The following is a 14,301-nucleotide window of genomic DNA, read 5'->3' on the forward strand; positions in this document are numbered from 1 at the left end:
TCCCCTTACTTATTCATTTTTTTCAAATAGCTTGACCGCACTGTGAGGAAGAACAGAAGCTGAAAAATGAAAAACCCTCCGATAGTGAAACTGAGCGGCCCCGCTACATCGGAATAGCCTTCCACGGCCAATGTTCTCAAGGCAAACAGCGTATGCATGACGGCAATGACAAATGGGAAGAAGAACAAAATCGCCAATTGTATCGTCACGCTTTGTGCCATTTCACGCTCACTCAGGCCGATTTTGGCCAATGAACGGTAGCGCTCCCTGTCTTCATCTAAATCGGTGAACAGCCTGAAATATAAGAAACTTGCTGCCGCGACAAAGAAGACGATCGCGATAAACAGGCCGATGAATAAACTCAGGCTCGGCAGCTGCACCGTATCATAGTAGGTGCCGGCTTTTGCCATAAAATCAGAATGGACGTCGATATAGTTGCCGTAAATCTCATTTTTCAAGGATTGGCTGATCCCAAGACTGTCTTTCCAATGATCATAGCTGTAGCCGTATAATGACGCTTTTTCACCGAGTGATTTCAGCTGATCAAAGGTTTGATCGTTCACCGCGATGATGGCATTTAATGAAATCAGCGGTTTTTCGACTTCTTTTACCGTCAGTTTTTGGTCAGACGGCTTGCCTTTTTGGTTCAGCAGCTTCAGCTGATCCGGTGCTTTGTTTTTGAAATTCCGGTCATACGTACCCGGAAAATAGACAGCCTCATCATGTTTCAGGCCGCTCAGCTTGACATGGAAGTATGTTGACACATCCGATTCGCTGATCATGTAAACAGGCGGAACAGTATCTCCTTCCTGATAGCGAATATAGGAAACATTTATTTTGTCTTTCTTATACGTAAAGCCGTGTGTTTTCAGTTCATGGTCAATATCTTTCAAATGAGTCTGTTCTTTTGGGTTGCCGCTGTAAGATAAATACTCCATCTCATAAGCGGACTCTTCCGCCCCGACGGTCGATTTGTACATCGCGAGCACGCCTGTCGCCGTAAACGCTACCGCGGAAATAATGCTGACAATAAAGAACAGGCGGGCGTTGTCTTTTAAACGATAAACAAGATCAGAAACCCAAATGACATTTTTCCCGCGCAGATAAAAGGTTTTCCACTTCTTCAGCGCGCGCAGAATCCAGATGCTGCTTTGGCTGAAAAAGAAATACGTACCGATGACGGTAAGCAGTAAAATGATGAACGGTTGAGTCCCGTGGACATTGCCTTTCAGAACCATGCCGTACCCGCCGCACAGGCAGGCGATGCCGAATATAGACAGAAGCACGGACGGCTTCGGCTCCGGCTTGATCTTGTCAGTGCCCTTTATTAATTTGATCACCGTATTTGATCTGACAAAAAGGATCGTGAACTGCGATAAAAGGAAAAATAAGAGCAGAAATCCGCCGGCCGTAATGCCGAGCGCTTTCCAAGGCATGTACAGAGGCAGCGCGTCCATTTCTAAAATATAAGCGCCGACCGTAAAGAACGTTTTCGAAAAAATGAAGCCTCCGATAATCCCCGCTGCGATCGACATGACGCCGATGATCATGTTTTCCGCCGTAATGAGCTTTCTCAGCTGCACCGGCGTAATACCCTGCATCAGCAGGATGCCGAATTCTTTATTTCTCGATTTCAAAAATGCGTTAACCGAATACAGAACAAATAAGAAAGAAAAAACAAAGATCATCCATTCCGCAGCGGTTAAGCCTTTTCTGGCGATGTTATTCAGGTAGCCTTCCTTTAGTGCCGGATGAAACAGGAACATCGCAAAGGTAAAGAAAATCAAAACGGAAAAAGCGCTGCTTAAAAAGAAAGCAAGATAGGCCCTTTTGTTTCTCGTGACGTTTTTATAAGCGAACTGAAGAAAGGTCATTTGCGTTTCCCCCCAGCATAGACAGCACATCAAGAATCTGCTCATAAAAGACTTGGCGGTTTTCCCCGCGGTAAATCTCATTAAACAGTTCGCCGTCTTTTATAAAGATGACGCGGCGGCAGTAGCTTGCCGCAACCGGATCGTGGGTCACCATCAAAGCCGTGATATGATCATCCTGATTCAGGCTCTGCATCGTTTCCATGACGTCTTTTGACGCTTTGGAATCAAGGTTTCCCGTCGGTTCATCGGCCAGAATGAGTGACGGCTTATGAATGACCGCTCTTGCGATGGCGGCCCGCTGGCGCTGTCCGCCGGATACTTCAAACGTCCGTTTGTTGAGCAGGTCTTCAATTCCGAGCTTTGCCGCGATGCCGTGCAGTTTTTCTTCCATGACAGACGGCGCTTCTTTTTCAAGCGTTAACGGCAGCATGATATTTTCACCGATGGTCAGTGTGTCCAGAAGGTTGAAATCCTGAAACACAAATCCGAGCTGCTTGCGGCGGAAATGAGCGAGCTTTGTCCGCTTCAGCCGGTGCGGGTTTTCTCCGTGAATCAGGATATCGCCTGAATCCGGCCGGTCGATCGTTGAAATGATATTCAAAAGCGTTGTTTTTCCGGAGCCGGACGGTCCCATCACCGCCGTGAACCCGCCTTCTTCTATTGAAAACGAAATTTGTTTTAAAGCTTGATAGGACACTTGTCCTTTATAGGTTTTATTTATATGTTTGACTTCAAGCATATTCGCCATGAAAATCCTCCTTATGGTTTTATTCTTGTTGGTCTGGGCTGCTTTCATGTAGTGCCGGGGCATTTAACATAAAAATCCCCTTGACATAAATCCATGTTATCAAGGGGAAACAAAACGAGCTATGTTGTTTTCTTAACGCAGCCTTACATTTTTGTAAGAAATGAAAATCGGACCGATGTCCCTTCACCGGAGGACGAAGTGATGTCCACCGTATGATTAAGCTTGCCCGTAATTTCTTTGACGAGATGAAGGCCGATTCCCGTAGATTCTTGGAAACGCCGTCCGTTTTCGCCGGTGTAATAAGGGTCAAACACCCGCTTGATATCTTGCGAGGGAATGCCGACACCGTAATCTTTGACTTCAAGCACCGTCCTGTCTTCATCGCGGAAGACATTCAGCTCAAGTCTGTCACTCTTGCCTGCCGAATACTTGACCGCATTTGTGACCACTTGGCCGATCGCAAATTTGAGCCATTTCGCATCGGTGTAAATCTGATGATCATCGCGAATATCCATTTTCGGATAGACGCGGTATTGAATAAAAAATCGTTTATAGCTTTGAATGACCGATTGGAGAAGCTCTGATAAGGAAACCGCTTCAACTTTAAAATCCCGCTCAAACAGGTCGAGCCTTGAAGAATAAAGAAGCGTCTCCAGCCCGAATTCAATCTGCCGGACCTCTTTTTTGATTTGTTCAAAGACGGGCTCATCCTCTTCCTGAATGATTAAATTAATGACCGACAGCGGCGTTTTTACTTGGTGCACCCATTGGTTCATATACGTCACCCGCGCGTCAAGCTTGGCTTCGGTCTCATGGAGCTTCTGGTGCTGCATCCGGGTCAGCTCCATCTGCTTTTCATACAGCTCTGAACAAAACACTGAAGAACCGAGATACGGGATGTCCGTCCCTTCCTGCTCCGAGCTGAGCCAATGATACACACCGCGGTCTTTGTACCAGCGATAGGCAAGATATCCCGCCAAAATAAGAAGCTGCACGCCCAATATGTAAAACAGGTGGGAAAAAGAATGAAGACCCGCAAACCAGTAATAAAAGAAAACAAACAGCCCTTGAAGGAGAAAAAGCAGAATCAGCACGGCATGAGACCGGAGAAACAGCTTCATGACAGCGCCCTCAGCTGGTAGCCTTCGCCCCGCACCGATTCAATGGAAACAGGCGCGTTCAGCTCCCGCAATTTTTTTCTGAGCCGCGTGATATACACGTTAAGCGTATTATCATCGACGAAAATATCGGTGTCCCACGTTTTTTCCATGAGCCGGTCTCTTCCCGTCACCTTTTCTCCCCGCTCCAGCAGCACTTCCAAAAGCTTGCTTTCTTTTTTAGAAAGCTCGCTTTTTTCGTCCTGAAAGCGCAGTTCAAACCGTTCCACAAAGAGCTGCACACCGGCATATTCAACCACTTTCTCTCCCTGCTTGGCGGCGTACTCTCCGTACGCCCTCCGGATCTGGCTTTTGATTTTCGCCAGCACAATATCGTAGGAAAACGGTTTTTCGATATAATCATCTCCGCCGTTTTCAATCGCCATCACCTGATCCATTTCCCCGCTTCTGGCAGAGATGAAAATGATCGGGCTTGTAGAATGCTGGCGGATCTGGCGGCACCAATAATAGCCGTCATAAGACGGCAGATTGATATCAAGCAGCACCACATCAGGCTTTTCCCGCAAAAAAACATCAAGAACAGCCGTGAAATCCGCGGCGGCCACGGTTTGATATCCGTATTTTTCAAGGTAATTCTGCAATAGTCCGCGAATGTCTTCACTATCTTCCACAATCATGATTTTATTCAAACTGAACCACTCCCGTTTCTTACACTGCTGCCATCATCATAATCGTTTCGGGCGTACGGGCGCAACACCGCACAAAAAAACCGCCACCTTGGCGGTTTCCGTTCTCATCAGCCGACCTGCTGTTTTACAGCTTTACCGGCTGATCCGAACTCTCTCATTTTGCTTCGCACTGTCTCTTCCACGGCTTCAATGCCGGGTGTCATGTAGCCGCGTGGTTCGTACAGATCGCCGTTTTCCTGAAACATGCGGCGTGTTTCGTCTGTCCAGGCGACCATACATTCCGTGTTGATATTGATTTTCGCGTGGCCGAGCGTGATGGCTTTTTTGATCTGTTCCTGCGGAATCCCGGATGCTCCGTGAAGAACGAGAGGAATATCAGTCATGCGGGAGATAGCCTCCATTTCTTTAAATCCGAGATTCGGTTCACCTTGATATTTGCCGTGGACGGAGCCGAGGGCGGCGGCCAGCGCGTCGATATTGGTTTCTTTGACGATCCGCTCACATTCGGCGACATCGGCATAGCGGACCCCGCCGACCAGCCCGTCTTCCATGCCGCCGACCGTGCCGACTTCTGCTTCTACTGAGACGCCGTGCTTAGCCGCATAATCGGCGACTTCTTTTGTCATCGCGATGTTCTCATCAATCGGATGATGGGAGCCGTCAATCATCACTGAGCTGAAGCCGGCGTCAATGGCCTGTCTGCAGCGTTCCGCACTGCTTCCGTGATCAAGATGGAGCACGACGGGAACGGTAATCGCCATTTCTTCCATTAACGCGCCGACCATGGCGGAAATCGTTTTAAATCCGCCTAAATAGTCGACCAGACGATCGGAAGCCGCGGCGATGACCGGCGATTGCTCCTTTTGCGCCGCTTGCAGAATCGCCTTCGTCCATTGGAGGCCGTTGATATTAAATTGGCCGACTGCATAATGCTCCCGTTTCGCTTCTGCAAGAAGATGTTTCATGGTGACAAAAGCCATGTTCACGCCTCCTTCATGAAGTATTTTGATACGACGGCTTCCGTTGTTTCCTTTGCCGTTTTGATCGTTTCCTCCGCAGTCAGCTTATAATATTCAGGTCTGAACAGCTCTACGGAGACAACATCATTGAATCCGATTTCTTTTAACGCTGACAGATGGGCGTCTAAGTCAATCGCACCCTGTCCAGGCCAGACGCGGTCTTCATCTGTTAAAAAGCCGATCGGAAAGTCTTCTGTATCGTCGATATGATAGATGAAAATTTTCTTTCCGTCCGCCTGCTTCAAGCTCTCAATATTGGAGCCCATCGCGTGGAAATGGAAGCTGTCAAACACCAGTCCGACATTATCGCGGCCGACAGCGTTCACGATGTCATACGCCTGTTCAAATGTATTGACCGTACATTGCGGGTGGCCGACAAATTCAAGGGCAATGTTTACGCCGTACGGCTCCGCGATGTCCGAAAGCTCAGTCAGCACCTCTATGCTGCTCTTTTTGATCTCTTCTTTCAAGATCTTCCGCTCTGTCACAAGCGGCACGGCCACCACATATTTCACGCCGAGCGTCCTGCAGGTTTCCATCATGCTTTTGAATTCCGAAATGATCTCCCTATAGCCCTTCTCATCACGGTTGTTGAAGAAAACCAGTGCGTTCAGGGCAAGCGGTTTAATGTGATGGGTTCGAAAATATTCCGCCAGATCGGCCAGTGAATGGTCTTTTAAGTATTCCGGCAGTTTATCCATTGTGCGGATTTCAATATAATCATAGCCGTGCTTTTCGCACAGTTCTAAATCCTGTTTCAGGTTTGAATTCTCCAGCGTAGTCGCTTCATTAAAGCAAAGTTTCATGTCAGCCTCTCCCATCCGCGTTTTCGATATGAAGGGAGTCCGGCTGGAGGGCTTTTTTGCCCCGCTCCGCCGAACTCCATACTCAGCTTATGCCATACCTAATTCTTCCTTTAATTTCTTAAGCGTGGTCCGGCTTGATTCATCCGCTCTTTCGCCGACCCAAGCAAAAACGGCGTTCGTCGCAATTCCGTCGAATTTCATCTCTCTCATCTTTCTGAAAATCGTCTCAAAATCAACCTCGCCTTGCCCGATGTCCAAATGCTGGTGAACCGTTACTTTCGCGTCAGGCGGGTTGACGATATAGCGCAGGCCATGCGCCGCTTTATGATTAAAAGTATCTGCAAATAAAACATGTGTGAGGCGGTCGCCGGCTTCATCAAACATGGTCGCAATATCGCCTTTTCCGTCATCATAGAAGAACGTATGCGCAGTCGAGTAGACAAGATTGATCCAATCCTTGTCAAGCGCGCGGATCATATCCATCGCCCCTTTGTGCGTTTCGATAAAATCGTATGGATGAGCCTGCAGATTGAGTTTAACGCCTTCTTTTTCAAAGACGGGCAGCAGCTCATCCATGGATTTGATAAATTTTTCTTCACTTGTCAACGGATCATATTTTGAACCGCTGAATTCACTGTTCATCAAATCCACTTCAAGTTCAACCGCAATTTCGATCGCCCGTTTCCAGTTGCGCACGGCGGCCTGACGACGGTCTTCATCAGGACCCGCCCAGTGGTAAAGCGGAAGAAGAGAGGACAGCTTCACACCTGTATCTTTTAAAAGGCGCTTCAATTGTTTGATTTTTGCTGAATCGACTTTCGGATATTTATAGAAAGGACAAAAATCCTCGCGCGGAGACAGTTCGATATATTCGTATCCGAGTTCCGCCGTTTTATAGACCATTTCTTCTAACGTTAAATCATCGCGGTACATGGATGGATCTAAGGCCAGTTTCATTTCTTTCACTCCCGATCTATTATTTGTTCACAGTCGTAAATGATTGGTAGAATGCCGGTTTCTCTTGCAGCGCCACAGGCTCTTTCTGCCCGGATTCCTGAGCTTTTACGCACGCGTCAGTTGTCACCGCGGCAATATAACCGTCCCATGCCGTCGGACCGCTGACTTCGCCTTTATTCCGGATCGAATCAATGAAGTCTTGAATTTCCACATCATACGCAGCCACAAATCGGCGCTGCCAATCCATCAGGATATCGGTGCTGAATTTCCCTTCTTTTCTCAAGCTGATGCTTGATGGTTCCGGAAGCTTGATAACGCCGTCTTCCCCAACGATTTCACATTGAATGTCATAGCCGTATTTACAGTTCACGTAGATTTCGGCATTGATGACGATGCCGCCTTTTGTTTCGATGATGACCATCTGCGGATCTTTCAGATGCGGCAGCGCATTTTTTGATTTCTTCGGATAGATCACCTGTACGGATTCATAGTCGTCATTGACGAGCCAGTGGAGGACATCAATTTCATGAACGAGCGTATCGACGACGGCCATGTCCGTTGAATAATTCGATGCGACTGTCGGGTTGCGGTGCGCACAGTGAATCATCAGCGGCTCGCCGACCACGCGGTTGTCAATCGCTTCTTTCAGCTGAACGTAACCGCTGTCATACCTGCGCATGAAACCTACCTGCACCAATCGTTTTCCCGTCTTCATTTCTTCCTCGACAATGCGCATACAGCCTTCTGCCGTTGTCGCAAGCGGCTTTTCACAAAACACGTGCTTGCCGTGCTGAATCGCTTTCAAAACGCTGGACTCGTGAGCCGGGCCCCAGCTTGTCACTAAGACGGCATCCACATTTTCAGCAGCGAGGAGGCTGTCGTCATCAGGATAAACGGAGGCGTTCAAATTGAAATCCTGAACGGTCTGCTGCGCGGCCTCCTGATTCACATCTGTGACAGCGGTAATTTCCGCGCCGGACAGCTTATTTGTGATGCGGTTGATGTGCTCTTTTCCGATAGCACCGGTTCCGATAACACCTATACGTAAATTCATTGATCGCCACTCCTTCTGATAATCAAATAATGGTTCTCGTCTTTCTTTTCCCGCTGCCGTCCTGAGGAGCACCGTACAGTTCCTCCTGTATTTGTTCAAGCGACTTGCCGGACGTATTCGGCGCGAAGACAAGCCCGATGATCATACTGGCCGTCACACATATGAGCAGAATACCGGCCATAAAACCGATGCCGAATTGTGACATGATGACCGGCACAAATAAACTCCAAATTCCGATTGAAATACGGACGAGAAAGAACATGAGCCCTTGTGCTGACGCTCTGTGTTCTGTCGGGAACAGCTCGCTTGCCCACAGCTGGTAGTTCGCCTGCTGGCCGGCTCCGTTATTGATGCCGATCGCTAAGACAAACAAAAGCAGCATCGGGAGCCCCTGAAACGGCAGTAAAAACAGCGACCAGCCGACAACGGCCATACATGCGCAGATTCCGAACACCGTTTTCCGATATTTATCTGCAAAAGGCATGAAGATACAGGCGACGCCGAGCCCGGTGAATATAAACAGGCCCATCTGAAGAATGTTGGCCGTATTTGCGGATACGCCGCCGACCTGCTGGTAGATGTACGGCATGAAGAATCCCATGACGCCCGCTGCGAGATTCCATACGAGAAACACACCCATTAAAAACAAAATGTTCTTGAAAAATTTCGGCTGAAGCAGGTCAAAATAAGATGTTTTTTTCACGGCGGCAGGCCGCTCTTCACTGTTTTTCCAGGCATCCGACTCAGGTAAACGCTTTCTTATCACATATGTGATCAGGGCGATCACCAATAGATGCGCAAAGACAATTTTATTTCCTAAAAGCCCGAGGTCACCGACCAAAACGGATAACAGCAGAACCACAACGGCTCCTGCGGCCCACGCCACCTGCGCCACTCCGCAATGCCTCGCCCGGTTTTTCTCGGGGGCGTTTTCCGCGATAATGGTCCATGAAGCCGTAATATCCGCGCCTACAGAAATCCCGATAATCATGTATCCGCATAACAGCATGGGAAAGTTGAATCCAAACAAAACCAAACAAATTCCTAAAGCGTAGACGAGCATACTGTTTGTGTATACAGCTTTTCGGCCGACCTTATCAGCCAAATACCCGCCGAGCAGCGCTCCGATGGCCGCTGATATCGCATTTGCGCTGAAGGCGCCGAGCAATCCGATCTGGCTGTCGGACAGCTTCAAATAGCTGACCCACATAGATAAACCCGCTGATCCTGCCACAATGGAACCCGCATCAATGTAATTTGCTAATGCTGCGGCGATGGTCCTTTTGCTGAAAGCTGATTCCGCCTTGGCACTATTCATATAAGTCCCCCTCTAATTTGCAGGATCAAGCAGTTCACTGTCGATGTACTTTCTCGCAATCAGCGCGTACTCAAGCGGATTGGCGACTGCCGGGTCTTGTTCGGCTTCAATGACGATCCAGCCTGAATAATCATGACGGACGAGCGTTCGGTATACTTCGGTAAAATCGATGCATCCGTCTCCGGGAACCGTAAAAATGCCCTGTAAAAACGACTGCCTGAATGACTTGCCTTCCTGTCTGCACCGCTCCATAATGTCAAACCGCGCGTCCTTGAAATGAACGTGTCTGATCCGATCCATATGCTTGTTGAGAATCGTCATATAGTCTCCGTCCGAGATATAGGCATGGCCGGTATCATAAAGTAAATGGACATACCGCGGGTCCGTTCCATCCATCAGCCGGTCAACTTCTTCCGCCGTCTGGACGCCTGTGCCGAGATGATGATGAAACGTGAGATCCAGCCCGTATTCGTCAGCGATTTTCCCGAGACGGTTCAAGCCTTGGCACAGTGTATCCCATTCTTCATCTGAGAAGTGCGGTTTTTTCTTAAATACATCAATGTCCAAGCCTTGGACACTGTACGTCTGTTCAGAAACGATGGCGGCATCCGCTCCGACTTTCTGCAAATAATCACAGTGTTCTGTAAATTGTTCAGCCGTTTTTTCAATACCGTCTTGAATGATAAAGCTGCTGAACCATTTCCCCGCAATCCGCAAGTTCCGGAGAGCCAGCTCCTTATTCAGGACGGAGGGTTCAGGGAAAAACCCTCCCACTTCCGTACCTTGAAAACCGGCGACAACAATATCGCTTAACAAATGCTGCAGCGTATTCCCGGCTCCGATTTCCGGCATATCGTCATTTCGCCACCCAATGGGAGCGATGCCCCACAAAATATTTTGTTTGCCCATCGTGATGCCTCCCCTCTAGTACTGCTTCGCAGACTTCAGCTTCATCTCTTTCGCTTCGTATGCCCGCTGAACGCTTTCCTGCTCCGACACTTCCGCCACGCCGACATGCCACCAGCTGTCATAGCCGTCCGTCATCGTTTTCGGCAGAACCTTCATTTCAATTAAAGTGGATACCTCTTGCGTTTTCGCATCTTCAAGCGCCGCTTTCAGTTCTTCAACCGTATTGGCTCTGTAAGTTTTAGCGCCGTAGCCCTCTGCCACCTTCGCGTAATCAACGTTTAAAATCTGATTGTCCTCTGTGCGGAACTCGCAGAAATAACTGCCGCTCCCGTGATCCATCTGCAGGTTGTTGATACAGCCGAACCCGGAGTTGTCAAAGAGCAGGACATTGATTTTTTTGTTATATTGAAGCGCGGTAATCAGCTCTGAGTGCAGCATCAGAAAGCTTCCGTCGCCGACGAGTGAATAGACTTCTTTGTCGGGATGAGCCAGCTTGAGGCCGAGCGTGCCCGATACTTCATATCCCATGCAGGAATAGCCGTACTCCAGATGGTACGTATTCGGGACGTTGGAATGCCACAGCCGCTGCAGATCCCCCGGAAGAGATCCCGCCGAACTGATGACGACGCTGTCTTCAGGAATCGTGTCATTGATGGTCAACAGCGCCGTTGTTTGCGGCAGCTCAGTCTCGAGCGCGTCGGCATACTCGTTTAACACGTCCTGTGAGAAATGGTTTTTAATTTCCGGCTTGAACGCGTCACGTGTAAAAGTGATCTTGCCGAGCCGGTCCCGTTCAGCCAGCCATTCATCTTTCCAATCTTTAATCGCCGTGCCGAATGCACTTTTATATCCGTCTAATAAGCCGTGCAGCCTGCCGAGCGTCACTTTCGCATCGGCTACGACCTGAAACGCGTCAAGCTTGTATGCCTGCATGCGGCTGACGTTGATATTCAAAAATTTTGCTTTGTCAAAATCAAACGCTGTTTTCGAGGATGTCGCAAAGTCCGTGTACCGTGTGCCGACACCGATGATCAGATCAGCCTGGCGGGCGGCTTTGTTTGCGGCGAGTGTGCCCGTGATGCCTATGCCGCCCAGATTGTTGGCGAAATCGGCTTCAACCGTTGACTTGCCGGCCTGCGTTTCGACAAGCGGAATGCCGTATGTTTCAGAAAGCGCGATTAATTCCTCACGCGCGCCGGAGTACTTCGCGCCGCCGCCCACTAAAATGACGGGACGGCTGCTCTCCTTAATTCTCTCCGCGGCGCCTTTCAGCTCACGCTCGCTCGGCTGCATCCGATCAATGTAATGAACACGTTTTTCAAAGAAGCTTTCATCAAAATCAAATGCTTCTCCCTCTACATCCTGAGAAATACAGATGGTGGCCGGGCCCGCTTTTGCCGGATCTGTCATCACTTCAAATGCCCGGATTAAGCTGCTCATCAGCTGCTCAGGTCGGGTGATGCGGTCCCAATAGCGAGACACGGGCTTTAACGCATCGTTTGTTGTGACGGCGGCGCTGTATTCCTGCTCCACCTGCTGAAGCACCGGGTCAGGCTGCCTCGTTGCAAAGGTATCGGCCGGAAGCAGCAGCACCGGAATATGATTGGCCAGCGCCGTACCCGCGGCAGCCGTCAAGTTAGCGGCACCCGGACCGACCGATGTCGATACCGCGTAAATTTTTCTTCTCAGCATCTGCTTGCTGTATGCCATCGCGGCATGCGCCATGCCTTGTTCGTTTTTGCCTTGATAGACTTTCAGGTGCCCGGCGTCCTGCTCGAGCGCCTGCCCGATCCCCAACACATTTCCATGGCCGAAAATCGTGAAGATACCCTCAACGAACGGCTCTTCTTTTCCGTCAACATGAATGTACTGCCGGTTCAAGAATTGAATCAGCGCTTGTGCTGTCGTTAAGCGAATGGTCTTACCCACAAACGATCCCACCTTTTATACGTTCTATTTACCGTTAAGACTGTGCTGCGCTTCAATCAGTTCGATGATTTCACCGGCAGCCGGCATTGCTTCTGAGGAGCTGTGTTTGCTGACGACGATGGAAGCGGAAGCGCTCCCGTATTTTAAAGCCGTTTCAATATCCCGGCCGCTGACCAGTCCGTAGATGAAGGCTGACGCATAGGAATCACCCGCTCCGAAGGTCTTCAGCACCTTTGTTTTATAGGCGTGCGCCCGGAAAACTTCCCCCGATCTGCTGTATGCGTATGATCCGTCAACGCCGTGCTTAATGACGACAAGGTCGGCGGAGTGCGCAAACAAATGGCGGACGGTTTCATCGTTATTTCCGCCGCTGCGGTTTTCCATTACGTCAAATTCGTCACGCGTACCGATGACGATATCGGATTGTTCCGCCACCAGCGTGTAGTACACGGCTGTTTCTTCTGCCGATTGCCATGTATACGGACGGTAGTCGAGCTCAAACACGACTTTTACGTCATGTTTTTTTGCGATTTGCACCGCTTTTAAGACGGCTTCGCGCGACGGGCTTTTCGCAAGCGCCGTACCTGATACGAGCAGCATTTTCGCGTTTGCGATGTAGCCTTCATTGACTTCGGACGGCTCAAGATACAAATCCGCCACGTCATCCCGGTACATCAGAATGCTGCACTCTTCGGGACTGAGAATTTCCGTAAAAGCGAGCCCGGCTTTGCGCCCTTCTCTGTCAACGGTCATTTGTGACGTATCAACGCCCTTTTCCTGCATATAAGAAACGATAAATCTGCCGTGCTGGTCATCCGGAATTTTGCCGATGAAACCGGCTTTTAATCCGAGCTTGGCGCTGCCGATCGCAATATTTGCCGGGGAGCCGCCGACATATTTAGAAAACGTCATCGTTTCTTCCATCGGCCGGTTGTATTCCGCCGCGTTCAAATCAATACACGCGCGTCCGATCGCGACAATATCAAACTCTTTTTCTTCATTAAACGTATATTTCATCGTTATCTGCCACTCCTCACTTGTTAGCGTTCCAGGATCCATTCATGGGCCGGATCATTATGAAACTTCCATTTTCGTGTCGGTCCCGCCATTACATTCAGGTAGTAAGAGGTATACCCGTCCGGAACACCAACCGGGTGATAGCCCGCCGGTACGATGACAACGTTTTCATTTTCTGCGGTCATCGTCTCGTCAATCGAGCGGTCGTCCGTGTACACACGCTGGAAGACAAACCCCTGCGGCGGGTCCGTTTCATGGTAATAGGTTTCTTCTAAAAAGGATTCAGCCGGCAGATTGTCTTGGTCATGTTTATGAGGCGGGTAGCTCGACCAGTTGCCGCTGTCCGTGTAAACTTCAACAACGAGAAGGCTGTTTGCCGATGGATCTGAATCGGGGAGAATATTATGAACGGTTCGTTTGTTTGCCAGCTTGCCGCGATGTTCCACACCGTTGTCTTCCGCTTTAATCAGCTTTGTCGGAAGCTGGTGTTCGGACGGAGAATAGCACAGCGCGACCCTCGCCCCGCTGACCGCTGTGATTTCAAAAGAGCGGTCATTGGACACATAAACGCTGTCCGTCGGTTTTCTTTCAAATACGCTTTCACGGGTGCCGATGCTTTCAAATGTCTGATCACAATCAGTGACGGTGATTTTTCCCGTTACCGCAACGATGCAGCACTCCGTCTTTTTCAAATCCTCTGTATATGCGGAACCGGGAGTGAGGTCAACGACTTTAAATCCGACGTATTTGAGGTCTGAATTGGCTGAAGTGACGTCATGTATGATGTTCACGCCTTGAGAAATCTCATCGGCCTGCGGTTTGCGCAGCAAATGACTCATGTTTATTCCTCCTTAATGGATGGT

The 14,301-nt window shown here is 49.4% G+C and carries 13 protein-coding genes; all 13 read right to left on the reverse strand.

Annotation, left to right across the window (positions count from 1 at the left end; translation table 11 throughout):
• Positions 1-5: 5 nt before the first annotated feature.
• Positions 6-1,874, reverse strand: coding sequence for an ABC transporter permease YxdM (gene yxdM / locus BXO87_RS10095; RefSeq protein ID WP_039063846.1), 1,869 nt, complete (start codon positions 1,872-1,874; stop codon positions 6-8).
• Complete coding sequence (gene yxdL / locus BXO87_RS10100; protein WP_007614823.1) at positions 1,849-2,622, reverse strand: ABC transporter ATP-binding protein YxdL; 774 nt, start codon at positions 2,620-2,622, stop codon at positions 1,849-1,851. Before yxdL ends, yxdM begins: the two co-directional genes overlap by 26 nt.
• A gap of 143 nt (positions 2,623-2,765) precedes the next feature.
• Positions 2,766-3,743 carry a two-component system sensor histidine kinase YxdK gene (gene yxdK, locus BXO87_RS10105; protein WP_020958066.1) on the reverse strand — a complete coding sequence of 326 codons (978 nt, stop codon included), beginning with the start codon at positions 3,741-3,743 and terminating at the stop codon, positions 2,766-2,768.
• Positions 3,740-4,429 (reverse strand): two-component system response regulator YxdJ, encoded by a 690-nt coding sequence (gene yxdJ, locus BXO87_RS10110; RefSeq protein WP_004393241.1) that lies wholly within the window; start codon positions 4,427-4,429, stop codon positions 3,740-3,742. Before yxdJ ends, yxdK begins: the two co-directional genes overlap by 4 nt.
• A 107-nt stretch (positions 4,430-4,536) precedes the next feature.
• On the reverse strand, positions 4,537-5,409 hold the full coding sequence (iolJ, locus tag BXO87_RS10115) for a 6-phospho-5-dehydro-2-deoxy-D-gluconate aldolase (RefSeq protein ID WP_076851318.1): 873 nt from the start codon (positions 5,407-5,409) through the stop codon (positions 4,537-4,539).
• A gap of 2 nt (positions 5,410-5,411) precedes the next feature.
• On the reverse strand, positions 5,412-6,254 hold the full coding sequence (gene iolI / locus BXO87_RS10120) for a 2-keto-myo-inositol isomerase (protein ID WP_007407832.1): 843 nt from the start codon (positions 6,252-6,254) through the stop codon (positions 5,412-5,414).
• 87 nt (positions 6,255-6,341) lie between these two features.
• Complete coding sequence (locus BXO87_RS10125) at positions 6,342-7,211, reverse strand: sugar phosphate isomerase/epimerase family protein (protein WP_007407833.1); 870 nt, start codon at positions 7,209-7,211, stop codon at positions 6,342-6,344.
• A 19-nt stretch (positions 7,212-7,230) separates the two neighbouring features.
• On the reverse strand, positions 7,231-8,265 hold the full coding sequence (gene iolG, locus BXO87_RS10130) for a bifunctional inositol 2-dehydrogenase/D-chiro-inositol 1-dehydrogenase (protein ID WP_020958069.1): 1,035 nt from the start codon (positions 8,263-8,265) through the stop codon (positions 7,231-7,233).
• A gap of 22 nt (positions 8,266-8,287) precedes the next feature.
• On the reverse strand, positions 8,288-9,583 hold the full coding sequence (locus BXO87_RS10135) for an MFS transporter (protein WP_061046541.1): 1,296 nt from the start codon (positions 9,581-9,583) through the stop codon (positions 8,288-8,290).
• Between the two features lie 12 nt (positions 9,584-9,595).
• Complete coding sequence (iolE, locus tag BXO87_RS10140) at positions 9,596-10,492, reverse strand: myo-inosose-2 dehydratase (RefSeq protein ID WP_076851319.1); 897 nt, start codon at positions 10,490-10,492, stop codon at positions 9,596-9,598.
• A 15-nt stretch (positions 10,493-10,507) separates the two neighbouring features.
• On the reverse strand, positions 10,508-12,421 hold the full coding sequence (gene iolD / locus BXO87_RS10145) for a 3D-(3,5/4)-trihydroxycyclohexane-1,2-dione acylhydrolase (decyclizing) (RefSeq protein ID WP_076851320.1): 1,914 nt from the start codon (positions 12,419-12,421) through the stop codon (positions 10,508-10,510).
• Positions 12,422-12,445: 24 nt separating this feature from the next.
• The gene (gene iolC / locus BXO87_RS10150) at positions 12,446-13,438 is read right to left on the reverse strand and encodes a 5-dehydro-2-deoxygluconokinase (protein ID WP_076851321.1); all 993 of its coding nucleotides are present in this window, start codon (positions 13,436-13,438) and stop codon (positions 12,446-12,448) included.
• A gap of 23 nt (positions 13,439-13,461) precedes the next feature.
• On the reverse strand, positions 13,462-14,277 hold the full coding sequence (gene iolB / locus BXO87_RS10155) for a 5-deoxy-glucuronate isomerase (protein ID WP_061046538.1): 816 nt from the start codon (positions 14,275-14,277) through the stop codon (positions 13,462-13,464).
• Positions 14,278-14,301 lie beyond the last annotated feature (24 nt).

This window comes from Bacillus sp. GZB (assembly GCF_001975995.1).
Lineage (GTDB): Bacteria > Bacillota > Bacilli > Bacillales > Bacillaceae > Bacillus > Bacillus velezensis.

Coding starts and splice junctions, on each gene's coding strand:
- yxdM (WP_039063846.1), bottom strand. CDS start 1,874: ATGACCTTTCTTCAGTTCGCTTATAAAAACGTCACGAGAAACAAAAGG.
- yxdL (WP_007614823.1), bottom strand. CDS start 2,622: ATGGCGAATATGCTTGAAGTCAAACATATAAATAAAACCTATAAAGGA.
- yxdK (WP_020958066.1), bottom strand. CDS start 3,743: ATGAAGCTGTTTCTCCGGTCTCATGCCGTGCTGATTCTGCTTTTTCTC.
- iolJ (WP_076851318.1), bottom strand. CDS start 5,409: ATGGCTTTTGTCACCATGAAACATCTTCTTGCAGAAGCGAAACGGGAG.
- iolI (WP_007407832.1), bottom strand. CDS start 6,254: ATGAAACTTTGCTTTAATGAAGCGACTACGCTGGAGAATTCAAACCTG.
- BXO87_RS10125 (WP_007407833.1), bottom strand. CDS start 7,211: ATGAAACTGGCCTTAGATCCATCCATGTACCGCGATGATTTAACGTTA.
- iolG (WP_020958069.1), bottom strand. CDS start 8,265: ATGAATTTACGTATAGGTGTTATCGGAACCGGTGCTATCGGAAAAGAG.
- BXO87_RS10135 (WP_061046541.1), bottom strand. CDS start 9,583: ATGAATAGTGCCAAGGCGGAATCAGCTTTCAGCAAAAGGACCATCGCC.
- iolE (WP_076851319.1), bottom strand. CDS start 10,492: ATGGGCAAACAAAATATTTTGTGGGGCATCGCTCCCATTGGGTGGCGA.
- iolC (WP_076851321.1), bottom strand. CDS start 13,438: ATGAAATATACGTTTAATGAAGAAAAAGAGTTTGATATTGTCGCGATC.
- iolB (WP_061046538.1), bottom strand. CDS start 14,277: ATGAGTCATTTGCTGCGCAAACCGCAGGCCGATGAGATTTCTCAAGGC.